General features: G+C 71.3%; 25 protein-coding genes and 3 pseudogenes. 11 read left to right on the top strand and 17 right to left on the bottom strand.

The genetic code is table 11. From position 1 onward, the window contains the following. Positions 1 to 691 precede the first annotated feature (691 nt). Entirely contained in the window at positions 692 to 1,414 is a 723-nt protein-coding gene (locus tag OG936_RS18145; RefSeq protein WP_406495942.1) for a hypothetical protein, read from the bottom strand. Positions 1,415 to 1,444: 30 nt separating this feature from the next. Here OG936_RS18145 and OG936_RS18140 point away from each other — a divergent pair, with 30 nt between their 5' ends. The 4 genes from OG936_RS18140 (at position 1,445) to OG936_RS18125 (ending at position 3,389) form a co-directional block, all read left to right on the top strand. Further along, positions 1,445 to 2,161: a hypothetical protein gene (locus tag OG936_RS18140; protein ID WP_406495940.1), complete on the top strand. Its 717-nt coding sequence runs from the start codon at positions 1,445 to 1,447 to the stop codon at positions 2,159 to 2,161. Beyond that, on the top strand, positions 2,122 to 2,607 hold the full coding sequence (locus OG936_RS18135) for a plasmid pRiA4b ORF-3 family protein (protein ID WP_406495938.1): 486 nt from the start codon (positions 2,122 to 2,124) through the stop codon (positions 2,605 to 2,607). The genes OG936_RS18140 and OG936_RS18135 overlap by 40 nt, the downstream gene beginning before the upstream one ends. Positions 2,608 to 2,685: 78 nt before the next feature. Further along, entirely contained in the window at positions 2,686 to 2,967 is a 282-nt protein-coding gene (locus OG936_RS18130) for a CopG family transcriptional regulator (protein WP_406495936.1), read from the top strand. After that, positions 2,964 to 3,389: a PIN domain-containing protein gene (locus tag OG936_RS18125; protein ID WP_406495934.1), complete on the top strand. Its 426-nt coding sequence runs from the start codon at positions 2,964 to 2,966 to the stop codon at positions 3,387 to 3,389. The genes OG936_RS18130 and OG936_RS18125 overlap by 4 nt, the downstream gene beginning before the upstream one ends. Before the next feature lie 404 nt (positions 3,390 to 3,793). Here the strand turns inward: OG936_RS18125 and OG936_RS18120 are convergent, their stop codons facing one another. Then, complete coding sequence (locus tag OG936_RS18120) at positions 3,794 to 4,255, bottom strand: hypothetical protein (protein WP_406495933.1); 462 nt, start codon at positions 4,253 to 4,255, stop codon at positions 3,794 to 3,796. A 514-nt stretch (positions 4,256 to 4,769) separates the two neighbouring features. Between OG936_RS18120 and OG936_RS18115 the strand changes: the two are divergent. The 4 genes and pseudogenes from OG936_RS18115 to OG936_RS18100 all read left to right on the top strand — a co-directional run. After that, positions 4,770 to 5,018, top strand: a pseudogene (locus OG936_RS18115) (endonuclease/exonuclease/phosphatase family protein); the annotation flags it as partial. 79 nt (positions 5,019 to 5,097) lie between these two features. Continuing rightward, complete coding sequence (locus OG936_RS18110; protein WP_406495931.1) at positions 5,098 to 5,310, top strand: hypothetical protein; 213 nt, start codon at positions 5,098 to 5,100, stop codon at positions 5,308 to 5,310. 162 nt (positions 5,311 to 5,472) lie between these two features. Next, the gene (locus tag OG936_RS18105; RefSeq protein WP_406495930.1) at positions 5,473 to 8,907 is read left to right on the top strand and encodes a hypothetical protein; all 3,435 of its coding nucleotides are present in this window, start codon (positions 5,473 to 5,475) and stop codon (positions 8,905 to 8,907) included. A gap of 496 nt (positions 8,908 to 9,403) precedes the next feature. After that, positions 9,404 to 9,538: pseudogene (locus tag OG936_RS18100) on the top strand (hypothetical protein); the annotation flags it as partial. Positions 9,539 to 9,625: 87 nt separating this feature from the next. On the opposite strand, the gene OG936_RS18095 reads toward OG936_RS18100, so the two are convergent. Both OG936_RS18095 and OG936_RS18090 read right to left on the bottom strand, forming a co-directional pair. Then, entirely contained in the window at positions 9,626 to 10,039 is a 414-nt protein-coding gene (locus OG936_RS18095) for a DNA-binding protein (protein ID WP_366133204.1), read from the bottom strand. Next, entirely contained in the window at positions 10,021 to 10,305 is a 285-nt protein-coding gene (locus OG936_RS18090; protein WP_030973973.1) for a hypothetical protein, read from the bottom strand. The genes OG936_RS18095 and OG936_RS18090 overlap by 19 nt, the downstream gene beginning before the upstream one ends. 756 nt (positions 10,306 to 11,061) lie before the next feature. Between OG936_RS18090 and OG936_RS18085 the strand changes: the two are divergent. From OG936_RS18085 to OG936_RS18075, 3 genes and pseudogenes are all read left to right on the top strand, one after another. Continuing rightward, a pseudogene (locus OG936_RS18085) lies at positions 11,062 to 11,361 on the top strand (FAD-dependent oxidoreductase); the annotation flags it as partial. A gap of 124 nt (positions 11,362 to 11,485) precedes the next feature. Continuing rightward, entirely contained in the window at positions 11,486 to 13,180 is a 1,695-nt protein-coding gene (locus OG936_RS18080; RefSeq protein ID WP_406495929.1) for a PucR family transcriptional regulator, read from the top strand. 243 nt (positions 13,181 to 13,423) lie between these two features. After that, complete coding sequence (locus OG936_RS18075; protein ID WP_406495928.1) at positions 13,424 to 14,767, top strand: diaminopimelate decarboxylase; 1,344 nt, start codon at positions 13,424 to 13,426, stop codon at positions 14,765 to 14,767. 124 nt (positions 14,768 to 14,891) lie between these two features. Here OG936_RS18075 and OG936_RS18070 read toward each other — a convergent pair whose 3' ends face one another. The 13 genes from OG936_RS18070 to OG936_RS18010 all read right to left on the bottom strand — a co-directional run bounded on the left by OG936_RS18070 (position 14,892) and on the right by OG936_RS18010 (position 26,335). Then, positions 14,892 to 15,686, bottom strand: coding sequence for an SAM-dependent methyltransferase (locus OG936_RS18070; protein WP_406495927.1), 795 nt, complete (start codon positions 15,684 to 15,686; stop codon positions 14,892 to 14,894). A 103-nt stretch (positions 15,687 to 15,789) separates the two neighbouring features. Beyond that, positions 15,790 to 16,605, bottom strand: a complete 816-nt coding sequence (locus OG936_RS18065; protein WP_406495926.1) for a discoidin domain-containing protein — start codon at positions 16,603 to 16,605, stop codon at positions 15,790 to 15,792. Positions 16,606 to 16,886: 281 nt separating this feature from the next. Next, positions 16,887 to 17,420 (bottom strand): phage tail protein, encoded by a 534-nt coding sequence (locus tag OG936_RS18060; protein WP_406495925.1) that lies wholly within the window; start codon positions 17,418 to 17,420, stop codon positions 16,887 to 16,889. Between the two features lie 5 nt (positions 17,421 to 17,425). Further along, complete coding sequence (locus OG936_RS18055; RefSeq protein ID WP_406495924.1) at positions 17,426 to 19,384, bottom strand: putative baseplate assembly protein; 1,959 nt, start codon at positions 19,382 to 19,384, stop codon at positions 17,426 to 17,428. Then, a complete protein-coding gene (locus tag OG936_RS18050) occupies positions 19,381 to 19,794 on the bottom strand; it encodes a GPW/gp25 family protein (protein ID WP_389984076.1) in 414 nt (137 codons plus the stop codon). Before OG936_RS18050 ends, OG936_RS18055 begins: the two co-directional genes overlap by 4 nt. A 6-nt stretch (positions 19,795 to 19,800) precedes the next feature. Continuing rightward, on the bottom strand, positions 19,801 to 20,094 hold the full coding sequence (locus OG936_RS18045) for a PAAR domain-containing protein (protein WP_406495923.1): 294 nt from the start codon (positions 20,092 to 20,094) through the stop codon (positions 19,801 to 19,803). A 36-nt stretch (positions 20,095 to 20,130) separates the two neighbouring features. Further along, positions 20,131 to 22,125: a VgrG-related protein gene (locus OG936_RS18040; protein ID WP_406495921.1), complete on the bottom strand. Its 1,995-nt coding sequence runs from the start codon at positions 22,123 to 22,125 to the stop codon at positions 20,131 to 20,133. Next, positions 22,125 to 22,931: a LysM peptidoglycan-binding domain-containing protein gene (locus tag OG936_RS18035; RefSeq protein WP_406495919.1), complete on the bottom strand. Its 807-nt coding sequence runs from the start codon at positions 22,929 to 22,931 to the stop codon at positions 22,125 to 22,127. Before OG936_RS18035 ends, OG936_RS18040 begins: the two co-directional genes overlap by 1 nt. Positions 22,932 to 22,936: 5 nt before the next feature. Then, positions 22,937 to 23,374: a phage tail protein gene (locus OG936_RS18030; protein ID WP_093549687.1), complete on the bottom strand. Its 438-nt coding sequence runs from the start codon at positions 23,372 to 23,374 to the stop codon at positions 22,937 to 22,939. A 51-nt stretch (positions 23,375 to 23,425) separates the two neighbouring features. Continuing rightward, positions 23,426 to 25,252: a hypothetical protein gene (locus tag OG936_RS18025; RefSeq protein ID WP_406495918.1), complete on the bottom strand. Its 1,827-nt coding sequence runs from the start codon at positions 25,250 to 25,252 to the stop codon at positions 23,426 to 23,428. Between the two features lie 29 nt (positions 25,253 to 25,281). Next, positions 25,282 to 25,425: a DUF6760 family protein gene (locus OG936_RS18020; protein ID WP_266747444.1), complete on the bottom strand. Its 144-nt coding sequence runs from the start codon at positions 25,423 to 25,425 to the stop codon at positions 25,282 to 25,284. Next, on the bottom strand, positions 25,422 to 25,892 hold the full coding sequence (locus OG936_RS18015; RefSeq protein ID WP_406495916.1) for a hypothetical protein: 471 nt from the start codon (positions 25,890 to 25,892) through the stop codon (positions 25,422 to 25,424). The genes OG936_RS18020 and OG936_RS18015 overlap by 4 nt, the downstream gene beginning before the upstream one ends. Beyond that, entirely contained in the window at positions 25,892 to 26,335 is a 444-nt protein-coding gene (locus OG936_RS18010; protein WP_266747442.1) for a phage tail protein, read from the bottom strand. Before OG936_RS18010 ends, OG936_RS18015 begins: the two co-directional genes overlap by 1 nt. Positions 26,336 to 26,387 lie beyond the last annotated feature (52 nt).

The following is a 26,387-nucleotide window of genomic DNA, read 5'->3' as shown; positions in this document are numbered from 1 at the left end:
CGCTGCGCCCACGGCTACCTACCGACACAGCAAACACAGCATGTAGTGAATTGCTTAATTTAGCAATTCATGGATTCATTGGGAGAGCTCGACTACGCGAGGAAGGGACCGCTGGTGTAGCGCCACGCAGCGTGTCGTACCTGAAGGAACCGGGCATGCCGAAGCTCCAGCCTCAGGACGCCCTGTTTACCGAGCTCGCCCGACCTGACCGCGCTCTCGATCCGAGCCGGGCGGGGTCGCCGGACCTTTGCACGCGTGGTTGCAGTTCTGGTTGCATTCGCCTCCGTCCCGGCCCGTTCGGACGGAGGCATCCAAACCATTCCACCGCAGGTCAGGACGGGTACGACCTCCGACGGACGGCGGGCGTACGAACATTTGGAAAGCGTGTTGGGGGCAACCCCTCACGAGTTCGAATCTCGTATCCTCCGCCATTGCTCTCACCGGGCAATACGTCGAAGGCCCCCGCTGCTTGCAGCGGGGGCCTTCGACGTATTGGGTCGCCCGTGCTGGGGCGGCTGGTCTTTTCGCTGCACCGCAGCTTCTGCGTCATACACAGGCGCAGCACCGTCAGCAGATTGACCGGCGCCTCGTGCTCGGTGCGCCGGACCCGTGGAGCGCCGGTGGGCTCCTGTTGCTGTACGAGCGGTATCACTGCTCGTGTTTCCCGCTTCGTGCCGCTCGCGTCCCGTTCCTACAGATGAGCAACGTAGTCGTAGTTGCCCGGACCGCAGGTGCGCTCGAGGATCTGGACCACCTTGCGCGGGTTGTCGTAGGGGCCGGAGAAGTAGAACGGCTTGCCGTCCCTGCCGAAGCCGATGACGGGCCGGTCGCCGGGCGGGGCACCCAGGTGCACTGCTGCGTCGGCGAAGCCGCCCGCGGGCTCGAAGCCAAGACCGCGGGCGTAGGCGACCGCATCGTGCACGATCGTCTGCGCCTGCTCTACGCCGATCGGCAGCGGCCGATGATCGAAGGCCGAGTAGTACATCGGTACGTAAGTGGTCAGGGATCCGGACCCCATCACCTCGGGGTCGGTGACGTTCTTGACTCCCAGGCAGCAGACGTCCACCAGGAACCCGGTGACGGTCACCCTGCTGGCACGTTCCTGGCGGGCCAGGAGAATCTGGGCGAAGCCGCCCGTGCCCGGGTCCGGCTCCTGGCCGAGGGGGTCGGCCGCCGCCCAGTCCGGGGCTTTGGCCATGTCCAGTCCCGCGCTCCAGCCCGCGTTGACCCAGCAGCCCACCACCGGCCGCTCATTCGGCGCGATGTTCCCCAGTGCCGCCTCGGCAACCCGTCTGACCAGCGCGGTCGCCTGAGCCGGGCGTAGCCCCAGCGCCTTCGCGATCTGCTTCGGCGCGCTGCCGCGCTCCCTCATCTCCCGGACCCGGGCCAGCAGTTCCTCGTCGCGCGTTGTCACTGTCACAGTCTGCCACTTACATGTCGCCCCATGCGAAGCACAAGGTGCGCCGACGCGCGAGCACTGGTGGAGGTTCTGGACACCGGCGACCGGATTGACCCGGTGATCGGGGACCGTACGGTCAAGACGAAATCCAGCGAGGAGCTGTACCACCTCACACTGCTGGTCGAGTGGGCGAAGGCGGCACGACTGCTGCGGACCGCGGGCGGGCGCCTGCTGCCGGTGAAGAAGAACGCCAGGCTGCTGGACCGCCCCGACGAGCTGCGTGGCGCGCTGTTCGCCGCACTGCCGCGCATCGGCCCGGCCGTGACGGTCTCCGGCTGGCTGGAATCCCCAATCTCGCACGAGTACGGCCGGGGTCTGCGGGCGTTGCTGCAGTGGCTGTACGCGACCACCGTCCCGGTGCCACTCAGCGACCTGTACGAGGTGGTGTGGCAGGCGGTCAGCCCGCTGTACGTGCTCGACGACCTGTCTCCCGACCGTCTGGGGCATCTGCGTACCGCCAACGACCACGACATCCAACGGGTCCTGAAGGCCCTGGTCTCCCTGGGCGCTGTCCATCTCACCGATGAATGCGCCGAGTTGACGGCGCACGGCCGTACCGAGACGGCCCGGATGCGCGGCGAGCCCGAGCCCGGCGACGCGGTGTTGCGGATCCTCGTCGAACTCGCCGACGTAGACGACCCCCGGTTTGGCGGCAGTTGCTGGTGCCCGCCGCGATCCGCCTGGACCGGCTTCATTCCGTGATCCAGGACGCGATGGGCTGGCAGAACTGCCACATGCACGCGTTCACCATCGACGGCGTCCAGTACGGCCGTCCCAGCGGCGAACTCGGATTCCGCGACGAGCGCACCGCCACACTTGCCACCCTGCTCAAACCGCGCGCCCACTTCGTGTACACGTACGACTTCGGGGACTCCTGGGAGCACCTCATCACCGTGGAACAGGTCCAGACAGCCTCAGCCGGGCTTCACTATCCGTACTGCATGGACGGTGCCGGGACGTGCCCGCCCGAGGACTGCGGCGGCACCCCCGGCTACAGCGATCTCAAAGTGATCCTCGCCGACCCGGCACATGAGGAACACCACGCCATGCTGGTGTGGCTCGGACTTCGGTCCGCCACGGAATTCGCCCCGGACCGTTTCGCGCCGGACGAGGCCAACGCGCGGCTGCCGCGCCTCACGGCACCATGAAGGACGAGCCGTCCGGCCACGCCACCGTTCGCGGCACGCGCTGGTAAGGGGGTCAATACCGAGAGTATGGTCTCTTGTATGGCGACGACCAAGAAGGTAACGGTGACGATCCCCGAGGATCTCCTTGACGAGATCCGCGCAGAGGCGGCGGAACGGGGCCTGTCGGCGTACGTCGCCGAGGCGCTGCGCTTCAAGCGCGACCGGGATCGGCTGCGGGAACTGGCGGACTGGCTGCAGGAGGAACACGGCCCCGTCACCGAAGACGAGCGCGCGGCAGCGTTCGGGGAGCTGGAGGACCTCGACGCCGAACACAAGCGTCGCCGCGCCACCGGAAAGCACAGCGCCGGAGAGGCCGCGTGAAGAAGCGGGCCGGTGAGCACGGGCAGCGGCCGCTGCGCATCTTCGTACTCGACTGCGAAGCCCTGTCCCTGGCCGTGCGCGGCGACCGGAAGATGATCGCCTGGCTCGACCTCGCAGCCCAGGGCGAGGCCGAGGTGGTGACGTCACCGATGACGCTGGTCGAGGCGTACGACGGCAGAACCACCGAGCAGCGTTGGGACTGGGTACTCTCCCGGCTCAAGGTCGCCGACATCGGAAAGGACGAAGCCCGCCAGGCCCGCCGGCTCCTGGCCGACGCCAAGCTGCACGGCCACAAGTACGCGATCGACGCGGTCCTCGCCGTCATCGCGCGGCAGCAGAAGGGGCAGGTCACCGTCTTCACCTCGGACGTGGACGACCTGGAGAGGCTGGTTCCAGACTCGATCGTCGTCAAGAAGGTGTGACCCGGCGCTCTGGTCTCAGTTCTGGTCTCATTCACCCGCGTTCAGCGCCGTCCAGCACCCACCCGACGACTCGCGAGACCCCAGGTCAGGACAGACCCGGCCCTCCCCGGACCCCCGGACGAACATGTGGAAAGCGTGTTGGGGGCAACCCCCTCACGAGTTCGAATCTCGTATTCTCCGCCATTGCTCTCACCGGGCAATACGTCGAAGGGCCCCGCTGCTTGCAGCGGGGCCCTTCGACGTTCGTAGTCTCATCTGCAGTCTCAACGAGACTCTTCGGAGCCCTCCGCGCCGCTGCCGTCAGCGTCGTGGCCGTCCGCCGCCGCGTCCGCGGCGGACCCTGTTGGCTTGCTGGTCTCTCTTCTCCGGAATGGTGTGTGATGCCGCGGCGGCGCAAGTACTGGTTAGCCGTGCATCGCGGTGCTGTAGACGTACAGGGCGATCACACCGGCGACGCAGGCGAGGATCACCCATGAACCGAAACTGGTGTGTTTCCCACCGCCTTTGGGCCGCGCGGCCTTCCCGGACCGATTGGACCGCCCGGGCGCTGCCCGTCCCGGCGCGACCGGCGCCACATCGGCCGCCGCCTCGGCGAGCAGGCGACGGCAGGTCGCGGCGAGCACGCCTGTACCGGCGGAGAGGGGCACCACGGCCTCCGAACGCGCCGGAGCGGTGGTGCCGCCGTCCAGGATGCGCCCCGCGCGTACGAGGGCCTCGTCCCGGCCGCCCGCCGGAGCGAGGCTGATCCACCGCCGTACATGCTCACCCCGGATGACCACACCGCCGGACCGCTCCCGGTACACGGTGTGTTCCCGCCACAATATCTCCGCCAACTCCCCTGCGGTGTCTCTCAGTTGTGCGCTCACAACCCCTCCCCCTCCACCTCGCGGCGAATCGAACAAGCATCGCACTCTAGCGGCAGGCGCAGAGCGGGAGTCCAACAGTCCCCCCAGCGGACGTGCCCGCCTCCCGGGCATGGATCCAGTACTACGGGGACACATCCGCCTGGCCACACGGGGAGGGGCCAGGAGGCAGCGGCCTTACGCATCGCCTCAGGTCGCAACCGGATGTGTCCCTGTAGTACCAGCCAGTCCGACCGACTACCGCGAGTGTGGTGGCGGGCGGCCCGAAGGAGTCGCTGACGGGAGCGGTCGGCCAACCTCCGGCCAGGAAATGCGCATGCGAGTCTTGCCGGACCCGTATGCCCAGGTCAAAGACGCGTAGCGGCGATACGGGGACCGGTCTTGAAAACCGTCGTGCTCTGCAAGCCAGGCGTCGCCGGCCGTCGTGTTGGCGGCTCGGGGAGTGGGCAGCAGCGCAAAACGGCCGCCGCTCCGGGCCTGGATCCCTCGATCAGCGGACCGGCCCCATGACTCCCGTCCGGCTCCTGTCCGGGTCGTGGTGGTGGGCGACTTCAACGGCACGACCGACGACCGCGCGCTGCGACCGGTGACCTCTCAGCTACGGTCGGCCCAGGACGAGGCCGGTGACGGCTTCGGCTGGCCCGCGTCGTTCCCAGTGGCCCGGATCGACCAGATCCTGGTGAAGGGCGTCACACCGGTCTCGTCCCGGATCCTGCCGCCCACCGGGAGCGACCACCTGCCGGTCGCGGCCGCTCTGCGCCTGTGAGGGGGCGGGGGGTGGCCACCTCCTTGCACAGCGGGATACTCTCGGGCATTTCGTTACCGATCGACCTTCAGGTGACGTGATGCAACAGCACGACCGTGACGCGGCGGGACAGCAGGACGGCAGCCCCACCGGCCCCACCCCTGCCCCCACCCCCGCCTCCGCCTCCGCCTCCGTCCACGTACTGCTGGTCGAGGACGATGAGGCGATCCGCAGGTCCGTCGGGATGGTGCTGGACCGCTACGGATATCAGGTGTCGGCGGCGCCCGACGGCCTGACGGGCCTTCGCCGGTGACCTCCGGTCACGGATTGGTCGGCCTACGCCATGTGTCATACAACCATCTGGGCCTCGTGGCGGTCACGCACCCCGAACCTGTGATCTCCTGGGGGTTTCATGTCGTACCACCCGCGTGCGGAAGGCAGATCCGGAACCGGATGGCCGCACGCCACCGCTCTGATGGCCACGCTGGCCATCCTGCTCTCGCTGCTGGTGCCGGTCGGCGTCGGCACCGCGTGGGCCGCCGGAACCGAGGAATGCGCACCTCTCCCGCTCGCCTCCATCGGCGGCACCGGGGAAGAGGCCATGGGCAAGGCGACGGTTCCGGCCAATGGGTCCGTCTGCTTCACCGTCGATGTCCAGCAGCCCGGTATGCACCGCGTCCTCACCGGCAACGACCGGACGTACGCGCACGTCTACGACGGTGCGCAGGAAGTCCAGTGCGAGGACCAGACGGTCCCGTACTACAGCGGCTGGTGCGACCTGCCCCGGACGGGCGCGTACACGATCCGGATCCCCAACTACTGGGACCAGGACCAGGCGAACACCCTCGCCGTCGTGCCCCTCGGCGCCGCCACCGCCGACTGCGCCGGGGAAACGATCCACACGCTCTTCACCTCGCCCGACGTCACGGGTACCGTTCCCGACCCGTTCACGGTCCGGTGCCACGGCCTCGTGGCCAGGGCCGGTGAACGGATCCGCCTCGATCCTCAGACGTACGACACGGCCGTCGAAGCGTGGATCACCGACGAGAGCGGCGCCCCGCTCTGCCCGGCCTTCCGCGGGGACGACAATCCGGGCTGCGTCCTGCGCGGTGACGGCCCGTACCGGGTGCTGGTGCGTGTCGCGAAGTCGCCGCAGGGCTACCCCGCCGCGTATGCCCGCGGGGCGCGCAGGCTGTCGGATCCGGCCGGCTGCGCCACCGTGCCCGTCAACGCCTACGGTTCCGCTGCGACCGTCGTGGACCCGGCCGTCGACTGCAAGGTCTTCAGGGCCTCGACGGCCGGCCGCTACGACGTGTACGGCGTGGGGCCGAACGGCTACCGGTCCGGCATGCTCCTGTACGACAGCGCCGGGCGCACGGTCTGCCGGGGGAACACCTGCACCGTTCCGGCCGACGGTGACTACACGATCCTGACCGACGAGACGACGCTCGTCCTCGACCGGAGGTCCACCGCCGGCTGCCGGCCCGCGCGCCTCGGCGTCAACGACGGAGCGTGGGTCTCGGGCGCCGCGGTGGACTGCCTGACACTGCCTCTGCCCCAGGGCGCCCGCATGGCCGCTCTCACGGCGTACACCGGTTTCGCGGCGACCCCGGACGTCACCGTCGTCAACGCCGACGGCGACACCCTGTGCTCCGGCTCCAGCCTCGCGTGCGCCCTCACCGGACCGGCCCCGTACCGCGCCCTCGTGTCCCACGGCAGCGGCAACACGGGAAACAAGACGTACCGCGTCGCGTTCCACCGTACGGACCCGGCCGGGAGCGGCTGCCAGGTCTTCCCCGCAGGTGACTTCACCGCCGCGACCGTGTCCGCGCGGCTGCGCACGGGCGCCGGCGCCGACGGGTTCTCGTACTGCCTGGCCATCCCCGCGGACGGGCACAGCGCCGTCGAGAACTTCCAGATGCGGACCGTCGCCAAAACGAACGGCGCCATGTTCTGGGTCCTCGACGCCGCGGGCAAGCAGGCCTGCTCCATGAACGCTTCGGCCGCTTCGGCCCCCACGACCTGGACCACTTGCCGCCTCACCCCCGGGGCCGCGTACACCGCGCTCTTCCGGGGCCGTGACGCCACCGCCGAACACACCCTGGTCCGCCGTGACGTCACCGGGACCGCCAAGGGCTGCACGCCCACTCGGGCGACCACCGTCAACGGCCCCGCGACGCCGGGCGTCCCCGGGGAGCCGGGCACCCTGGTGTGCCACCAGGTCACCACGGCCGACCCGGCCGACGTCCTGCACCTCGATGTGCGCGACGCGCTCGGCACCACCAACATCCTGGCGCACGGCGCCGACGGCGCCGTCACCACGTGCACCAACCGGAACAGGAGCTGCGCGGTCACCGGCTCAACCCGGTACCAGGTGCTGCTGACCGTCCCGTCGTCCCAGAAGGCCGCCGACTCGTACCGGCTCGACGCCCTGCGCATCGCCACGGCCGCCGGCCCGTCGCCGGAGTGCGTGAAGGTCCCGAACATCACGTACGGATACGGGCCGTTCTCCGGCACGCTGGACGAGCAGCACACGGCGTTCTGCGCCCAGCTGCCCACCTCGTACCACGACACCTTCGCCGTCAAGGTGAGCGACACGAACGGCGCGGCCACTACCGCCGTGCCCGCCCTGTACGAGACCGACCTGGACAACGCCTGCGCCGCCGCGTCCGGCGGCGAGAGCCGCTGCAGTCTGCACGGGTCGTACAGCACCCAGGTCGTCCCGAGCCTCTTCGTCCTCGGCCTGCCCGAGAAGGCGTCCCAGACGTCCTACAAGGCGGAGCTGGTCTGCTCGACGACCTGTGGCCCCGAGGAGTACGGCGTCACCGGCGTCACCCCGACCACGGGCGTCACCGGCACCAAGGTGACCGTCAACGTGTCGGGCTCGGCCCTGCACGAGGGCGACAAGGTCCGGATCAGCTCCGGCGGCACGACGATCGAGTCGACCACCGTCTCGGTGGCGCCCGACCGCCGGACCCTCACGGCCACGCTCGACCTGACGAACGCGGCCACGGGCTCGTGGGCGCTCGGCGTCATCACGACCAACGGATGGCAGTACTTCAGCGGTCGGTTCACGGTCACCGCGCCCCAGCCGCCGGCCAACACCGCCGCCCCCACCATCGCGGGCACGGTCCGGGTCGGTACCGGTCTGGTCGCCCGGAGCGGCACGTGGACGCCGACGCCGACGTCGTACACCTACCAGTGGAAGCTCGACGGCGTCGCCATCCCGGGCGCCACCGCCTCCTCGTACGTCCCGACCGCCGCCCAGCTGGGCAAGAAGCTGTCCGTCGCCGTCACCGCGCACCTCACCAGGGCCCCGTCCCGCACCGCGACCTCGGCGGCCACCACGGTCGCCCCGGGCGTCGCGCCGAAGGCCACGACACCGCCGGCGCTCGGCGCGACCCCCAAGGTCGGCACCCGGGTGTCCGCCAAGGCCGGCGTCTGGACGCCGACGCCGACGTCGTACACCTACCAGTGGAGGCTCGACGGCGTCGCCATCGCGGGCGCCACCGCCTCCTCGTACGTCCCGACGGCCTCCCAGCTCGGCAAGAAGCTGTCGGTCACGGTGAAGGCCAACCGCACCGGCCACGCCAGCGGCGCGGCCGGGACGACGGCGATCGTCGTGGCCCGTGGTGTCGCCCCGAAGGCGACCACGCTGCCGTCGGTCTCCGGCACGGCGAAGGTGGGCCGAACGCTCACCGCGAACCGCGGCAAGTGGACGCCCACGCCGACGTCGTACGGCTACCAGTGGTACGCCAACGGCAAGGCCGTCACGGGCGCGACGAAGTCCACGTTCGTCCTCACCCGGGCGCAGCGCGGTCTGCGGATCACCGTCAAGGTGACCGCCCTCCGCACGGGCCACTCCAGCGGCTACGCGTACAGCAAAGCGACGGCCGTGGTCGTCGCCTGACGCACGGGCGATGAGCGCCGCCAGGGCCCCGGGCACGGGCGATCGTGCCCGGGGCCTTTCCCGTTCCCGTGTTCACGTAAGTGATGACGGAGCCGTCCGCCGGCTGAAAGAGGTCTTCACGCCGTATAGGGGCTGCGGGGCGTGCGGGGCCGCCGCGAAGCCCGGCGGAGCGTGCGCACACGCCGACATGCGCGCGGTCCAAGCGTCCGGTGGCCGGGTAAGCGCGGCCCGTCCGCGCGTGGTCAGCACACCGTCGGCGCACCCGGCTTCGCTTGCAGCGGCTGTACGCGAGCACTGCCCCGGTGCCACTCAGTGACCTGTACGAGGTGGTGTGGCAAGCGGTCAGCCCGCTGTACGTGCTCGACAACCTGTCCCCCGACCGTCTGGGGCATCTGCGCACCGCCAACGACCACGACGTCCAACGGGTCCTGAAGGCCCTCGCCTCCCTGGACGCTGTCCATCTCTCGGAGGAAACCGCCGAGTTGACGGCGGACGGATGCACCGGGACAGCCCGGATGCGCGGCGAGCCCGAGCCCGGCGACGCGGTGCTGCGGATCCTCGTCGAGCTCGCCGACGTGGACGACCCCGGGTCTGGCGGCAGCTGCTGGTGCCCGCCTCGATCCGCCTGGACCGGCTTCACTCCGTGATCCAGGCCGCGATGGGCCGGCAGAACTACGGGCCGACCCCCAGTCCCCGGCGTTCGAGTCCTGGGCGTCGACTACACGGCGACCAGGCGCACTCTGTCGCCGCAGAGCTTCGTCATGTCGTCGATGTCCGAGGTGAGCATGACGACCGGGCGGCGCTGACGCAGCGCTGTCTCGGCCACGGCAGCGTCGATGGCGTATTTGTGACCATGCAGCCCAGCGTTGATCAGCATGGCTGAGGCGGCCTTGGCCTCCTCGTCGCCGATGTGCACGATGCGAACGCCGGACAGGACCCAGGCGAGCCGCGCCTTGTCTGTCCGGCGATGCACCGCTTCGATGATGGTGAGTGCGCTGATGACCACCTCCATGCCCCGCTTGCGGGCTTCGGCGATGAGGGCGACGACGGGCTCGTGATCACTGACAAACTTCGACAGGCCCTCGCAGTCGAGAACGAGGGTGCCTTCGTGGCTCAGCTTGCGGCGGGCCACTGCCCCTCCTCGGCGAACACCTCGTCGAAGACCCGGCGTGCCCGCTCCTGCTCGTGCTCGGAGATCGGCCCCTGACGGCGTTCGTAGTCGGCCAGGTACTCATCCAAGATCTGACCGCGCAGCTCGCGCTCCACCGCTTCGGTGATGAACGCGGAGAACTCACGCTTGCCGACCCGTCGGCGAATCGCCTCCGCCGTCCCCTCGGGGAGGGAGAGACTGACCCTGGTGGCCGGTCCTTCGCCGACGCTGTAAGGAATTTCGCTCATGGAACCGACATTATCAAACAAGTAGGAATTTCACCGCGCAGCATCCGCCGAACGACGCGAGCCACCCATCCGGCACCTCGTGGTCTCAGTTCTGGTCTCATTCGCCTACATTCAGCCGCGTCCGGACGCCGCCGAACAGTCCACTCCGCCCCGGGTCAGGACGCCCATGGCCCTCCCCGAACCCCCAAACGAACATGTGGAAAGCGTGTTGGGGGCAACCCCTCACGAGTTCGAATCTCGTATCCTCCGCCATTGCTCTCACCGGGCAATACGTCGAAGGCCCCCGCTGCTCGCAGCGGGGGCCTTCGACGTTGGTGGTTGCAGTTTTGGTTGCAGTTGCCGTCGGCAGGCCGCCGTCGCCCACCGACCGTTCAAGAGCTCAGGGCACACGCCGCAGAACATGGCCGCCCGCGACCACGTCCTAGCGCTCGCGGGCGGTGCGCTCACCAGCGCTCGACCCGGGGTCCGCCCCGTCGCCGCGGCGCACCGCTGCTGACATACCAGCCAGGTCTTCCACGGCAGCCCCCGCCCGGCCCCGGCCACCGACCGTGCCGCGGCGGGTTCGCCCTCGCGCGAAACGGTCCACACACATGCAGTCCCCGGTAGTCCTTCGGGGTTCCGTGAATTTCAGCCGTCGCTGAAAACTCCGGGATCGAGAGGACGTGCCGGGGGCCTGGCCAGAGCCACGAGTTAGTCACGCGTACCGGTGAACGTCTTCACCGATGGTGCGGCTCGCTCTGGTTTTCTGGTGTATTGATGATTTTCCTCACTATTCGAGCCAGGTCAAGGGGTTTTTCATCCTTTTCTGATAAATGTTCCGCCCTCCTGCGCGCGCGGGCTGGTCGGCACGGTGTGGACCTGCGCCGGGGGGTCATGGTCACGGGCCTGGAGGGCGACCCGGCGGGACGGCTGCGGCGAGCCCATCCGTCCGACGGCACCGCCGTCGACGCGGATGTCGCCGTGGTCTCGCTCGGCGCGTCGCGGAACACCCAGTGGCTGGCCGGGTCCGGACTCGCCGCCGGTCCACGCGGGATCGCCTGCGACGCCGGATGCCGGGGAGGATCCGCCCCCGGACCGGCAGAACGCCGTGCTGCGCGGCCCCCGCCACCTGAATATCGCGTTCGACGGGCTCCGCGCCCCGTAGTGGCTCCCGTCGGGGACCGCCGCCCATGATGGGTGGATGCCTGCGCATGAACCGGACCGGCCCGACGCGTGGCCCTCGTTGGAGCAGCTTCTCGGGCTGATCGCGCCCGGGATGCTCGATGTCGTCGTCGCCCCGCGTGGCACCGGTGTGCCGGTGACCGACGTGGTGCTGCACGATCCCGGCGAGGAACGGGACGACGACGATGCCTGGGCGGCGCCCGGGGCCGTCCTCCTCGCTGTCGGGGTGGAGGTCGCCTCGCCCGACGCGATCGACGTGCTGCGCGACGCGGAGCGGGCCGGGGCCGCGGCTGTGGTGCTGCGACGGGGCGGTCGCGGGCCGCGGACGGCGCTGGTGGAGGCGGCCGGCCGGGGCCGTACGGCGTTGCTGACCCGGCGGCCGGAGCAGCGGTGGGCGGAGGTGCTCGGACAGTTGCGGACGGCTCTGGTGCACAGCGCCCCCGCCATGTGCGCCGGGGCGGACGGAACCGCCGGGGTGGACTCCGCCGGGGCGTACGGGGCAGCCGGGACGTACGGGCTGCGGCTCGGCGACCTTTCGGGACTGGCCAATACCGTGGCGGACCTGGTCGGCGGTGCGATCACGATCGAGGATCCGCAGTCGAGGGTGCTGGCGTACTCGCGCATGGACCATGAGCCCGATCCGATGCGGCGGCTGACGATCCTGGGTCAGGAGGTCCCTCGCTGGCGGGTCGTCGAACTCCGCGAGAGCGGCTTCTTCCAGGCGCTCTGGGGCACCGACGACGTGGTGCGGCGCCCCGCCGACGAGCGGTCCGCCGAGCGGCTGGCCATCGCGGTGCGCCACGGATCCGAGGTGCTCGGGTCCCTCTGGGCCGCCGCCGACGGCCGGCCGCTCGCCGAGGACGCGGTGGCGGCGCTGCGCACGGCGGCCCGGGCCGCCGTGCCCCACCTCTTCCACCACCGGACGTGGGGCCGGGCCGCGGCCGGAGCGCGCGAGGAGGCGGTGCACGCGCTCCTGAAGGGGAGCGTCCGGGCCGCGCACGACGTCGGCGTCGCACCGGGCCGCCCGTACGCGGTGCTGGTCGCCGAGGCGCACGACAGCGAGGATTCCGGTGCGGCCTTCGCTGCCGGGCAGCGGGTGCTGGACGTACTCGCGCTGCGGGCCGCCGCGTACCGGCCCGGATGCGTGACCGCGCGGTCCGGGCGGCGGCTGTACGTCCTGGTGCCCGCCGGGGACGGGGAGGCCGATCCGGCGCGGGCCCTGCTGGCGACGGTCCGCTCGGTGCCGCGCAGTGCGGTGTTCGCGGGAGTCGGACCGGTGGTGGCGGACCTGTCGGGGCTGCCCGCGTCGCGCGAGGCCGCGGAACTGGTGGTGCGGGTGCTGCGGGAGCGGGCCGCCACGCTGCCCGCCGCCGAGGTGGTGTCGGCGGTCGCGGGATACGCGGAGGTGGGTGCCGACGCGGCGCTGCTGCGGTTACTCGACGGGGTGGAGCCGTTGTGGGAGTCGCTGGCGGGGCCGGTGCACGCGATGGTGGAGCACGATCGGGTGCACGGCTCGCAGTACGGCGATTCGGTCGCCGCCCACCTCGACGCGTTCGGCGACACGGCCAGGGCCGCGCAACGCCTCAACGTGCACCCCAACACCTTGCGGTACCGGCTGCGCCGGGCCCGGGACCTGTTCGGCGTGGATCTGGCCGACCCCACCGTGCGGCTGCTGGCGGACATCGGTCTGCGGCTCGCCCGGCGGGCCGGCTGAGGACGGGCCGGCCGGGCGATCATGGTGATCGTTCTGCTGTCGGATGGCACAGCCGAACCGGTTCGCCATGGTCGCCCGGGACGAAGACATACCGGGCCTCGCGCACCGAAGCTGTGCAGGACGGTATGCCGTTCCCGCGCCGACGCTGTGCGGGACGGTCTGCCGCTCCCGCACCGAAGCCGTGCGGGCCGGCCTGCCGCCCGGCGGACGCAGTGCACGACCGACCTACGGAGTGTGGTTCACGTGACTTCCGGTTCGGCCCATCAGCGCGGCAGCGCCCGTGCGGCGGCGCTGGCGCGTGCCGTCGAGGACGGGCTGCTCGGCCCCGGCGCCCCCCTCGTCGGCCTTCTTGACGTCGACGCCGTGCTGGCCGCGGTGAGCGCGCTGAACGAGGCGTTCGACGGTCCGGCGACCGTGCACCACACGTTCGCCGCCAAGGCGTGCGGACTGGTGCCGGTGCTCCGGCTGCTCGCGGATGCGGGGATGGGCTGCGAGGTGGCCTCGCCCGGTGAGCTGGAACAGGCCCTGGCGGCCGGATTCCCGTACGACCGGCTGGTCTTCGACAGCCCCGCGAAGACGGTCGAGGAGCTGGAGACGGCCCTCACCCATGGCATCGCGATCAACCTGGACAACTTCCAGGAGCTGGCCCGGGTGGACCGCCTGCTGGCCGGGCGGGAACCCGCCGGACCGATCGGGCTGCGGGTCAACCCGCAGGTGGGGGCGGGTGCCATCGGCGCGATGAGCACCGCGACGGCGACCTCGAAGTTCGGTGTCGCGCTGCGCGATCCGGGGGCCGTCGACGCGGTGATCGACGCCTTCGCGCGCCGGCCCTGGCTCAACCGGCTGCACGCGCACGTCGGTTCCCAGGGCTGCCCGCTGCCGCTCATCGCCCAGGGCATCGGCGCCGCCTACGAACTGGCCGAACGCATCAACACCGAGTTGGGCCACCCCCGGATCACCGGGCTCGACATCGGCGGCGGCCTGCCCGTGAACTTCGCGGGCGAGGGCGACCGGCCGACGTACGCCGACTACGTCGCCGAACTCCGTGACGCCGTACCCGGGCTGTTCGACGGCCGCTACACCCTGGTCACGGAGTTCGGACGCTCCCTGCTCGCCAAGAGCGGAACGATCGGAACCGTCGTCGAATACACCAAGTCCGCCGGGGGACGGCAGATCGCGGTCACGCACGCGGGCGCCCAGGTCGCCGCCCGTACCGTGTTCATGCCCGAATCCTGGCCGCTGCGCGTCGGGGTCTTCGACGCCGCGGGCCGCCCCAAGCAGGGCCCGACCGAGATCGTCGACATCGCGGGTCCCTGCTGCTTCGCCGGGGACCTCACCGCGGCCGCGCGCGAGCTTCCCGTCATCGAGCCCGGCGACGTGGTGGCGCTGTACGACACCGGGGCGTACTACTTCTCGTCGCACTTCTCGTACAACTCGCTGCCCCGGCCCGCTGTTTACGGCTATCGGACCGGGGCCGACGGACGGGTGCGGTTCGCGCTCGTGCGGGAGGCGCAGAGTGTGCGCGAGGTCGTCGAGGAGAGCGGTCTCGCCCACGCGGACGCGCTGGTGGGCCTGGGTACGGATTGACGCCCGAAAGCCCGGAGCAAGGCCGGGTCCCGGCGCCGGGCCGGCTCCCGTGGCGTGGGGCCGGCTCCCGTGGCGTGGGGCCGGCTCCCGTGGCGTGGGGCCGGCTCCCGTGGCGTCGCCCGGGTCAGCGGACCCGCGCCACCCCGACGTACACGCCATTGGGCTCGTACTCCGGAGCCTCCGTGTCCTTGTACCACTCGGGGCCCGACACCAGTCCGGGGGCCACGAATTCGAGCCCCTCGAAGAACCGCTCGACCTGGGCGCGGTTACGGGGGAGCAGCGTCATGCCGCCCGCCCGGTACGTGCCGCTGATCCGGTCCGACAGCTCGGCCGGCACGAAGTCCGCGGTGCCGTGCGAGAGCATCAGGTAGCTGCCGGACGGCAGGGCGTCGACCAGGTACCGGGTGATGCCGTACGGGTCCTCCTCGTCCGCCATGAAGTGCATCAGCGCGATGAGGGACAGCGCGACGGGCCTGCTGAAGTCCAGGATCCCGCGGGCGTGTCCGAGGATCGCCTCCGGATCGCGGACGTCCGCCTCGATGTACGAGGCGGCGCCCTCCGGTGTGCTGGTCAGCAGGGCCTCCGCGTGCCGCAGGACGATCGGATCGTTGTCGGTGTACACGACCCTGGCCGCCGGATTGACCGCCTGGACGACCTGGTGCAGGTTCGGCTCGGTGGGGATGCCGGTGCCTATGTCGAGGAACTGGTCGACGCCCGTCCCGGCCACCCAGGCCGATGCGCGGTGCATGAACGCCCGGTTCAACCGGCAGGCCCGCCGGGCCACTTCGGGGAGCTTCTCGCCGACCTCCTGGTCGACGAGGTAGTTGTCCTTGCCACCCAGGAGGTAGTCGTACACCCGTGCCGGGTGCGGCCTGCTGGTGTCGATCCGGGACACGGGCGTATCCGAACCTGCGGTCATGAAGGACTCCGATCACGGGGAACACCGCCGAGCAGGCCGTACGGCCGTACCCGCGAGGAGGGGCAGAGGCGTACGCGCATTCTAGGAGGACGCGAAGAGCACTTCACGGCCTTCGGCCGAAGAACTCGACCTCGGCGACGGCAAGTCGGCGGTCCTTGCCCGCTCCGTAGGCGGTGTCGGTGGTGAGCCTGGCCCGGACGATATCCGAGCCGCGCAGGTCGAACGTCTGCTGACCGGGCTGGTCCTTGACCCTCAGCTTCTTGCTGATCCGGGTTCCGTCGGCGGAGGTGAGCTGGACGGTGATCCTGGCCGGGCGGGCCTGGGTGAGAAACTCGTCCATCTTGGTCGACGTACCGGAGAAGACCACCAGCTTCAGCACCCGTACCGGCTGCTCGAAGTCGCACTCCAGGTACTGGCCCACGCCCGTTTCGGGGCCCGCGGCCGACGGCGCCCAGTAACGGTTGTTGAAACCGTCGAACGCCGCACCCGCCGGGTGGCCCGGCGCCGTGCTGGAGGCCCGGAACCGGGTGGGCGGCACCGCCTCCGGCGTTCCGGTCTCGTCCTTGGCGAAGCCGAACCAGCCGGACAGATGCGGAAGAGCGAACCAGACGCCGCACGCCACCACGATCAGCAGGATCGGAAGCGTCAGCCGGGGGCGGCGCCACAGCCTGCGCCGCGGCCGCGTACCGGCGGTGGGCGCCTGGCGCGGTCGCCTGCGGAGGATCCGGCGCCACCACGGAGGCCGGACCTCGGGCGGCGCACCGGGGTCGAGGAGGAGCGCGCAGCGGATGCACAGGGCGCGGTCCGGGTCGTTCTCCGTACGGCAGTTGGGGCAGCGGACGGGGGTGACGGGAGGCGGGCCCGGGGGTGCGTGCGGGGGGTCCGGGGGTACGTCGGGCAGCGCCTCAGGGCCGGGCACCGGCTCGTCCGGCTCGTCTCCGGGACGACGCGGGGCGGCCGGAGGGGTTGGAGGGGTTGGAGGGGTCGGCACGACGGGGGGCTGAGGGGTCGGTTGTGGTCCCGGTGGTGGCTCGGGCGTGGAGACGGGCGGATCCGGCGTAACAGGCGCGGCCGGCGCAACTGGCGTAACAGGGGCCGCAGGACGAGCCCCGTCCCCCGTCCCCTCCCACTCCAGGAACACCTGGCACGACGTGCAGAACTGTGTCCCCGGCGCATTGCTCTGTCCGCACGCCTCGCAGATCACGAGACCTCCAGGTCGAAGCCCACGTGCGCCGGAATCTCCGTACGGATCAGCTCCTCCAGCCGCACCCGGTCGACCTGGTACGGCTGTGCGGCCCGAACCCGGACCGTCACCCACGGCCGCGGGCCGCCCGGGAACTGGGTGTGCGGCGTCGACGACCACGCCGTACCGCCGCTCTCCACGATGTCCGGCTCGATCCCGGTCTCCAGGAACACCGCCTCCGCGAGACCGCGCCGGGTGCCGCGCCTGCTGTGCCGCTCGACCGCGCCGCGCACCGTCGCGCGCCGCTGCTCGGCCGGTTGGTCCGGGCGGATGTCGACGGCCACCCACTGGGCCAGCCAGGCGAGGAAGTCCTCGGGCGCGCTGCGCGGATCGAGGTGGGCGGGCAGATTGTCGATGGAGAGCAGGACCGGGGCGAGCACCTCGTCGAGCGCCGCGAGGAACCGTCGCAGGAAGTCCTGCTCCAGATAGACCGCCGGGAGCTGTTCGATCAGCGGGTGCGGCGTCGGCAGACCGTTCACGGCTGTACGCATGACGGTCAGGCCTCCTGTACCCGGAGCTGGTGCTCGTAGCTGAAGACCAGTGCGTGCCGGTCCAGCGCGATCTTCGTGGTCGGTTCGCCGCGCTGCCCGGTCACGGGGTCCGCGGGGAAGAGCCGTACGTCCTCCACCAGGTCCACGCCCGGCACCTGTTGCAGGACGGCGAACGCCTCGCCCGACTGGATCGGCCGGCCGAACGGCCAGCCCTCGCCGCCCGGTCCGCCGCTCAGCGGGTTGAAGTAGCCGTACAGGGCCGCCAGCGCCTCCTCGCGTACCCGTTCCAGCACGACGCCCCGGCGGGCCTGGACCGAGGCGACCACGGTGACGCCCTGGTAGTAGGGCGGTTCGACCACCAACCGGGCGCCGATGGGCCGCCGTTCGTCCAGATGGCCCGCGATCAGGGCGAGGGTGTGCTGCGGCGGGACGAGTTCGTCGAACTGGATCCGGCCCTGCTCGTCGCTGCGCCCGGCCGGCACGACCAGCAGCCGCACCCCGCCCGCCTCGACGTCCGACTCCCCGCCGGCCGGGATGCACTGGACCCGGGACGCGTCGGGGGCGACCTCGCGGGCCAGCAGTTCGTAGTCGTGCGGTACGACGGCCCGGTGCAGGGTCCGCAGTGTCATGGGCCCGCGCACCCGTGCGCTGTCCACCGTCTCGCCGTCGACGCCGCCGAGCGCGGGCCGCCGGTTCTCCACCCGGGCCACGTACGGGATGGCGCTGCGCAGCACCCGGAGCGTGGAGCGGGCGACGTTGCCGCGCAGGCCACCGCCCGTACGGTACGAACGCACGCGTACGGTGGCGCCCTTCGGCGGCACCGCGCCGTAGTGGCGGACGGAGCCGTCCCGCTCCCGTACCGCCGGACCGAATTCGACCCGCCCCGAGTTCGGGTCGAGCGTGATGTGCCGGTCGTCGGGGCCGGAGTGCGCGAAGTCGTCGACGCGGGTCCATTCCGTGCCCTGCGGGCCCCCCGCCGGATCCGCGACCTCGACGACGAACTCGCCGGGGACGACCGGTGGGCGGCTCACCGTGAAGGTCTGCCCGGGTACGCCCTCGGCCGGGCCGAGCACCTCGTCGGTGACGGTCTCGGCGTGAACGGCCCCGATGGTCGCGCCGATCGTGAACGCCGTGATCCGGCGCACCACTGGGGACGCCATGTAGGTGGGCTGCCCGGGGGCGGCCTCCACCAGCCGGCAGCGCAGCCAGCCGCCGGTCCGGCGCACGACGACGGCCGGCGTGTGGCCCTCCGGAAGGTGCAGGATCAGCTCCCCGGACCGGTTGAAGCCGCCGGTGTCGTCCTTCTCGACCTCGCAGACCGTCCAGGCACTGCCGTCCCATGCCTCCCAGAGCAGCGGCGGCCGCAGCGGGTCCACGCCGACGCCCTCGACCGCGCAGTCCAGCCGCAGCACGACGACGCCCGACGGAACGGCGGCCGACAGGCCCAGGTAGAGGGCGTCGCCGGGCGTGGGCGTCGTGTCGAAGCAGGGGACGGCCCGGCCGAGCGTGAGTTCCTCCGTACGGTCGGCGGCGTCACCGGACGTCGGCCAGGTGGCGAGGTGGGCGAACTCGCACGGCACGACGGACAGTTCGCGGACGGTGGTGAACACGACCGCTTCGTCGGTCTCCGTACGGACGGTGGCCACCTCCGTACCGGCCCGCACCCGCACCGGTTCGGGCTGCGGCGCGGAGAGCCGGAACGTCACATCGGTGTGGGCGGCCGTGGGCGGGTGCAGCCGGACCCCGATCAGGTCGAGGAAGGTCAGGTAGCTCTTCTCCGGCACCCGGTTCACCCGGTAGACGAGCTGGTCGACCATGGTCGCGAAGGCCTCGATGAGGGTCACGCCGGGGTCGGACACGTTGTGGTCGGTCCACTCGGGGCAGCGCTGCTGGACGAGCCGTTTCGCCTCGTCGACCAGGCCCTGGAAGTGGCGGTCGTCCAGATGCGGGCTGGGCAGCGTCACGCGCCGTCCACCTCCTCGTGCTGCGGGATCACATAGAACGGGAAGACGAGGTTCCGGGGGTCGTTGGCGCCCCGTACGGTGTAGCCGATGTCGATGTACAGGACCCCGTTGTCGGCCTCGTCGAAGCGGACGACGACCTCCGTGACCTCGATCCGGGGCTCCCACCGGTCCAGCGCCAGCCGAACCTCGTACGCGAGCTGACCGGCCGTACCCGCGTCCGCCGGGGCGAACACGTAGTCGTTGATGGCGCAGCCGAACTCCGGCCGCATGGGCCGCTCACCCGGTGAGGTCGCGAGGATCAGCCGGATCGACTCCTCCAGCTCGTGCTCGCCGCGCACCAGGGCGATGGAGCCGGTGGCGTCCGTACGCGGCGGGAAGGCCCAGCCCGCGCCGATGAACTGCTGGCCCATGGACGCTCAGCCTCCGATCAGCACCGTCGGGCAGCCCGACACGACGGGTGAGCCGCAGGCGGCCAGGTCCCCGACGCGGGCGGCGGGCTGCCCGCCGATCAGCACCGAGGTGCTGCCGGGCGGCGCGAGCGCGGACGGCGGGTGCACCGCGGGCGGCGGCGACGCGCACACGTGCGGGGTGCCGACCGTCGCGGCGGGGAGGCCGCCGATGAGCACGGACGGGACACCGGGCGGCCCGACCGTGCCCGGGTGTCCGGTGGGGTCGCCGACCCGTGCGGCTGCCGCCGCGGCTGCTGACATGGCAGTCCGTTCCTCTCGCTCAGCGCGTCCGCGCCGTCAATTGATCTTCACCAGGGGTGCGTTGATGGCCAGGGAACCGCCGCCCTTGATGTCGGTCCGCTGTGTTCCGTCGACCGCCACCCGGGCGCCCTGGACGTTCACCGTGCCGCCGGTGGAGAGCTTCAACTCGCCGTTCCCGCCGTCGACTTTCACGCCGCTGCGGGACGTCAACGTGACGCTTTCGCCGCTCAGTTCGAGCGTTCCTTGACCGCCGTCCAGCGCGATGCCGCGGGCCGCCTTGATGGACACCTGCTGCTTGGCCTCGATGTTCACGCTGCCGTCGCTGTTGATCACGATCACGGTGCCCCTGCGGTCGAGATCGATCCTCAGCTTTCCGTCGCCGGTGAGCAGGCGTACGCCCTGCGGTCCGTTGGCACCGTCCAGGAGTTCCAGCTGGTTCCCGCTCTTGGAGGCGATCGAACGCCGGTTGACGGCCCCGCTGGTCGGGTCGACCAGCGGGGTTCCCAGGGCGGATTCGGAGGTGGCGGCCGATGTGGCCGGGTCGCCGGCCACGGCACCGGCCACCGCGGCGGCCGGTCCGCCGCCCTGACCGCCCCCGCCGCCGCTCCCGCCACCACCACCGCTGCCCTGTGACGGCCGGTCCTTCCCGTTGTACAGACCGGCGAGAACGTACGGACGGTCCAGATGTCCGTGCTCGAACCCCACCAGGACCTCGTCCCCGACCTCGGGGATGAACGCCTCGCCGCCGCTCGTCCCGCCCGACTGCGCCGTACGCGCCCAGTCGCTCGCGTACTCGTCCGACAGCCACGGAAACCGCACCTTGACCCGGCCCGAGCCCTCCGGATCGTGGGTGTCCGTGACCGTCCCGCTGACCAGCCCGGCACACCGCGACCCGCCACCGGACCCTGCCCCGGATCCGCCGGAACCCGGCCCTCCGCCGGTCAGCCCGAACAACGAACGCTCCTGCTGCCCGGAGACCGTGAGCCAGGTCTCGTACCCGCGCACCGGGTCGAAGACGTGCCGCGACGACGTGACCGTGTACCGCCCCTCGAAGGGCGCCCCCACCGCGTTGAGCGCCACCGCACTGCCCGCCCGCACCTCCGGATTCCCCCGGATCACCGCCTCCAGCTCGGCGAACGATCCGGCGATCCGCTCCGCCAGGGCCTTCGCCGCCTGGTCCACCTGCGCCTGCGCCCCGTACGCCGCGTCCGTGACCACGAAACGCGCCTCGCCGAACGGCGCGGACACCTCGGCCGCGCTCACCCCCAGCTCCAGCGTCGCCGACTTCCCCGCGGGCGCCCGCCCGACGAGCGGCTGCTTGGTCTTGACGTCCCAGCCCCGCACCTCGACCTCGGAGACCTGTTCCGCGGACGACACCCCGGCCCGGCAGCGCAGCAGATTGCTGCCCATCTCCAGCACCAGCGGATTCCGGTCGGCCCGCGCCGAGCCGTCCGGCGCGCCGGACGCTTCCGCGGGGCGGGTGATGTGCAGCTGCCCGTCGAGTACGTACGCCTGCGCGCCCGCCTCCTCCGCGAGGTCGCGCATGAACTCCCAGTCGGTGACGTTGGGCTGCGCGATGTGTTCGAGTACGGGCCCGGCCACGTCGACCGTTCCCGGCTTCAGTCCGGCGCGCTGGGCGACCTGGGCGCAGATGTCGGCGAGCGTCATGTTCTGGTAGCTGGCCACCCGGCGTCCCCGGAACAGCCGGTGCGACTCGTCGAGCCCGCGTACGACGGTGAAGGTACCGGTGTCGTCGAGCTCCACCTCCAGGGCGGTGACCACCCCGTTCAGCAGCGGTTTCGGTGCCGTGTCGCCGCCCGCGCGGGCCAGCAGCCGGGCCTCGCTGCCGATCTTCAGCCCGGTCTGTTCCAGCAGCACCCGGTCCGGGTCACGGAAGCGCAGGAGAAACAGGTCGGGAAGGGTCCGGCTGTCGTCGACGTACCCCTCGACCAGCGTGTTCACGAACTTGGGCGGCAGTGGCCGGCCGCCGAACTCCACCACCAGCGCCGTCGCGACGCCCGGCTGCGCCATCAGGACCGCCCCCTGTCCCGGGTCTCTTCGAGCCGGGACATCTCGTCGAGCGCGGGGAGCAGCAGCTGCTGTCCCGGGGCCAGCCGCATCGGGTCGTCGATCCCGTTCGCCTCCGCGATCACCCGCCAGGCGGCCGGGTCGCCGTACTCGCGCTGGGCGAGCGAGGGCAGCGAGTCCCCGGCGCCCAGCCGGTGCACCCGGCGGGCCGCGAGAGCGCCCGACGTCGGGTTCTGACCGGGGGTGTCGCCGCTGATCTCCTCCATCGTCACCTGGCAGACCGCCCGGATCGGCACACCCGACGTGGTGAACAGGGTGTATTTCGCCTGCACTTGGCTGACGTAGCCGGGGAACCCGGTCAGCCCGCCCCAGTGGAACACCACCCACGGCGGCGACGAACGCTGCTGCTGACGGGTCTCGTTCGTCGGTACGCAGCATGCGAAGAGCTGCTCCACCGAGGTCACCACGCGGGTGTCCTGGGTGTCGCTGGCGTCGAAGAACATCTCCACGGTGAGCTTGCTGGGCTGCGAACCCTGGTACTCCGGCGGACCCGAACTCTTGGCGCCCTTGGCCGGACTCCGCTTCCAGGAGGCGGCCTTGGTGAGGCTCAGCTCCTTGGGGTTGAACTGGAAGCCGATCCGTCCGCACGGGCCGCCGGGCGTGAGGCCGCCGCCGGTCGGCGGCGTCCGCAGCTCCAGGTAGGCGTGCTCCAGCTTGGGCCGGGCCGAACCTCCCTTCCCCGCCTTCGCCCCCGCCGACGCCCCGGACGTACCGGCGGCGCTGAACGCGATGGGACCCGCACCACTCACGGCGGTCAGCCCTCCATCACGTAGCCGTGATGGGCGATCTCGATCGTCTCCATCGCGACCTTCGGCGATTCGGGGGTGAAGGAGGGGCCGGTCCAGCGGACGGGCACGACCTCCAGCAGCCCCCACTGGGCCACCTTCTGCCCGTCTCCGGTCCGCGCCTCGATGTGCGCGGTCTTGCGGCTGAACCCGGTCGTCATGGTGGCGAACCAGCGGGCCACCTTCTCGGTCTCCTTCGTCAGCGGCCTGGACAGCTTCACGTTGGAGTACTTCAGGCGGGTCGGCAGCTGCCACAGATGCCCGTTGTTTCCGCCCTCCTCGCGTGTTTCGAGCACCACTTCACAGCCCAGCCCGTCACACGTGTTGAACGACCCGAGTTCGATGTCGTCGATCGTGACGACGAAGCAGACGCTGACGGCGGGATCGTTGTCCTGGGCGGTGGCCATGGCACGTACCTCTCAATTCCCTGTGGTTTCGCTGCTGTTCATCGCCGTTCCTCAGTGCCGGGTGTTGATGAGGAACCCCGCTCGCTCCCGTTCCAGCCGCAGATCCGCCTTGAAGAGCCTGCTGAGCGGCGCGTACAGGGCGCGTACCAGCTCGTCGGTGACGACGGGCGCCCCGCCGGGGGCTCCCGGTGCGACGTGGGCCCCGGTCGCAGGCCCGGGTTCCGGTTCCGGTCGGGATTCCGGATCGGGTTCGGGCGCGGGCTCCTGGCGCGGCTCCGGTGGCGGTGGCTCCTCGGTCTCCGTCTCGCGCTGGACGACGGGGGGCGCGTACGGCGGGGGCGGCGACCCGAAGACGACACTGCCGTCGGCCATCCGCTGCGCCACCCCGGCGGCCACGGCGACCGAACCGGCCGAGGTGAAGGAGGGCGCGGAGGGGGCGGACGGCGCGGAGGGCGCGGACGGCGCGGAGGGCGCGTGGGTGGCGGACGGTGCGGTACGGCTACCGGAACCCGGCAACGAACGAGGCACCGGCGGCCCCCCGGCTGCCTGCCGCTGCAGGGCGGAAAGCAGCGGGGAAGGCGCACCCGCCGCCTGCCCCGGAGTCGTGGGGGTACGTTGCAGCGCCGCCGGTACGGATGGTGTCGCCGCCGTCGACGGCGCCCCCGGTCCGCCGGACGTCCAGCGCACCGGAACGGCATCGGGCAGGGGAGTCGGCCCCGGGCCCGGCACCGGCCCCGCACCGGCCGGCGGAGACGCTGCCACTCCGGCCACGGCGGAACGCTGTACGGCGTCCGGCCCACCGCTCCGCCCGGACTGGAGCGTCAAGGGCCGGTCGGCGAGCAGCGGCGCGACCGGAGCGGTGGCCGGGGGCGGAGACAGGGGAGCCCGCGACGGCACGGCGGGAGTCCGCTGCACCGCCGAACCGGACGAGGAGACGGGAGCGGGCGTGGGTACGGACTCCGGCGGGGCGGCGAGCAGCGGATGGTCGCCGAGCAGCGGCGCGGTGGGCCCGTCGGAGTCGGGCGCCGGCTCCGGGGCTGCGGGCGCCCGAGGAACCTCGGGGACCCCACCTGCACCACCGTCCGCCGCACTCCGGGCAACCGGAACCGCTCCGGCCACCCCCTCCGTGTCCGGTCCGGCGTGGGCAGCCTGTCGCTGCGCCGTGGGCGGCAGCGCGGACATCGGCGCGCCGAGACCGGGCGCCCGCCGGGGTGGGCCCGCAGTCGGCGGCATCACCGACCGCTGTACAGGCGGGGGCGGGAACGGGGGCGAGTGTACGGGCGTGGGCGGGGTCGAGGAATCGGGCGCGGCCGCCTCGGATGTCGGTACAAGAGGCTGCTCGCCCACCAGTTGGCGTACCGGCAATTCCGCCACGGCCGACTCCCCGGCCGACGTCATCGCGGGCGCACCGCCCGCGGCAGCGCGCTGCACGGGCACGGACGGGGGAACGGACAGGGGAACGGACAGGGGAACGGACCTGGCACGGGCCGGCGGCAGTTCCACCGGACGCTCCACGGACCGCTGCACCGGCGACGGGCGGTCCACGGTGGCCGGGGCGGTGATCCCGTGCACCAGCCCGGTGGGCGCGTCCGGGCTGACGAGATGTCCGAGGGGGGTCCCGAGTGAGGCGTCCTGCCGGGTGGAGAGCGATCCCTGGAATCCGGCAGGGTCGATGACCAGGTCCTGAGTGCCCAGGGTCCGCTGGATGGGCGGCAGTTCGGCCAGATCCAACCGTTCACGCGGCACGGCCGCCGGAGCGGCACCGGCGCCGCCGGTCTCCATACCCGCGACCGCACCCGTGGCCCCACCCGCACCCGTGGCCCCGCCCGTACCCGTCTCCGTGCGCCCGCCACCGCGCAGCCAGGACATCAGGCCCATGGATTCTCCCGCCCTCCCTGCGCTCTTCGCTACTGCCCGTTGAGGCGAGCGATCTGTGCGACGAACCTCAGACGTTCCTGGTGCTCCAGGTCCAGCAGCTCATCGAGCGGCCAGTGGAAGTGGTAGGCGAGGTACGCGACCTCCTCGTAGAGCAGGTCGGCCGCGTACGTCACGATTCCCCCAGGCGGCCACCGGCGAGATCCACCGCGAACTCCTCCTGGCAGGACGGACAGGTGACGGCGGCGCGGGTATGTCCCTCGGCGTTGATCCGCCGGTAGAAGTCCTGCAGAAAGGCCAGGTCGGAGGCGAAGAGGTCCTCGATGATGCCGGGATGGATGTCGTCGATCGTGCCGATCCGGGTGACGACCCTGGCGATGAGCACGACCGACAGATACGCGGAGTTCTCGCGCACCCGGTCGTCCCGCAACGGCACGAGTTCGTCGCGCGCGGTCGCGAGCCGCATGACTCCGGTACGGTGCACGGCGCCCGTCTCGTCGACGTACCCGCGCGGCAGCTCGAAGGAGAACTCCGTACGCAGAGTGTCCCGTTGGCCGGGCCGCCCGCCACCACCGGCCGACAGCTGCCCGTCCGGCCGTTCAAGGGCCTCGGCCGGAGCCGGTGCCGGTGCCGTACGTCGCATCAGTCGACTTCCATGCTCTCGTAGGTGATCGCGAGCTTTTCCGTCAGGACCGAGGTGTCACCGGCCTTCAGGGTGCCGATCTCCAGCGACTTCGGCCAGGCGTTGATGAGTTTGTAGCGTTTGATGGCGACGCCTTCGTGGTCGTACACGATGACGGCGCCGTTGCGGCGGGCCGCCGTCATCCGGCCGAACCGGGAGTCCTTGATCCACCGTTCGAAGCTGTTGTCCTCGGTGAGACCCCGGGTCACGGTCACCTCACCGGCCTTCGGCCGGCCCGGGAGCTTCTTGATGGCGTAGCGGCCGTCGGCCGTGTTCTGCTTCAGCTCGATGACGTCCTGTTCCATCTTCAGACCGCTGACCTCGGTGATCTGCTTGATGACGACGCTGTCGAATTCGAGGCCGAAGGAGGCCCCGACGGTGCTGTCGAGATCGGGAAGTGGCACAACAGACTCCTTTACGGCTCAGCGGACCACAGTTCGTCCGCACGGCTCGGCC

It is taken from the genome of Streptomyces sp. NBC_00846, assembly GCF_045207325.1.
GTDB lineage: Bacteria > Actinomycetota > Actinomycetes > Streptomycetales > Streptomycetaceae > Streptomyces.
The sequence above is the reverse complement of the archived record's forward strand: the minus strand, read 5'-3'. Positions and strand labels throughout refer to the sequence as shown.

What these genes read in the sequence shown, in the direction of transcription:
- OG936_RS18130 (WP_406495936.1), top strand. Translation starts at nt 2,686, where the DNA reads ATGGCGACGACCAAGAAGGTAACGGTGACGATCCCCGAGGATCTCCTT.
- OG936_RS18030 (WP_093549687.1), bottom strand. Translation starts at nt 23,374, where the DNA reads ATGGCCACCGCCCAGGACAACGATCCCGCCGTCAGCGTCTGCTTCGTC.
- OG936_RS18080 (WP_406495929.1), top strand. Translation starts at nt 11,486, where the DNA reads ATGCCTGCGCATGAACCGGACCGGCCCGACGCGTGGCCCTCGTTGGAG.
- OG936_RS18140 (WP_406495940.1), top strand. Translation starts at nt 1,445, where the DNA reads ATGCGAAGCACAAGGTGCGCCGACGCGCGAGCACTGGTGGAGGTTCTG.
- OG936_RS18110 (WP_406495931.1), top strand. Translation starts at nt 5,098, where the DNA reads ATGCAACAGCACGACCGTGACGCGGCGGGACAGCAGGACGGCAGCCCC.
- OG936_RS18040 (WP_406495921.1), bottom strand. Translation starts at nt 22,125, where the DNA reads ATGGCGCAGCCGGGCGTCGCGACGGCGCTGGTGGTGGAGTTCGGCGGC.
- OG936_RS18045 (WP_406495923.1), bottom strand. Translation starts at nt 20,094, where the DNA reads ATGTCAGCAGCCGCGGCGGCAGCCGCACGGGTCGGCGACCCCACCGGA.
- OG936_RS18025 (WP_406495918.1), bottom strand. Translation starts at nt 25,252, where the DNA reads ATGGGCCTGATGTCCTGGCTGCGCGGTGGCGGGCGCACGGAGACGGGT.
- OG936_RS18050 (WP_389984076.1), bottom strand. Translation starts at nt 19,794, where the DNA reads ATGGGCCAGCAGTTCATCGGCGCGGGCTGGGCCTTCCCGCCGCGTACG.
- OG936_RS18090 (WP_030973973.1), bottom strand. Translation starts at nt 10,305, where the DNA reads ATGAGCGAAATTCCTTACAGCGTCGGCGAAGGACCGGCCACCAGGGTC.
- OG936_RS18015 (WP_406495916.1), bottom strand. Translation starts at nt 25,892, where the DNA reads ATGCGACGTACGGCACCGGCACCGGCTCCGGCCGAGGCCCTTGAACGG.
- OG936_RS18070 (WP_406495927.1), bottom strand. Translation starts at nt 15,686, where the DNA reads ATGACCGCAGGTTCGGATACGCCCGTGTCCCGGATCGACACCAGCAGG.
- OG936_RS18105 (WP_406495930.1), top strand. Translation starts at nt 5,473, where the DNA reads ATGGCCACGCTGGCCATCCTGCTCTCGCTGCTGGTGCCGGTCGGCGTC.
- OG936_RS18060 (WP_406495925.1), bottom strand. Translation starts at nt 17,420, where the DNA reads ATGCGTACAGCCGTGAACGGTCTGCCGACGCCGCACCCGCTGATCGAA.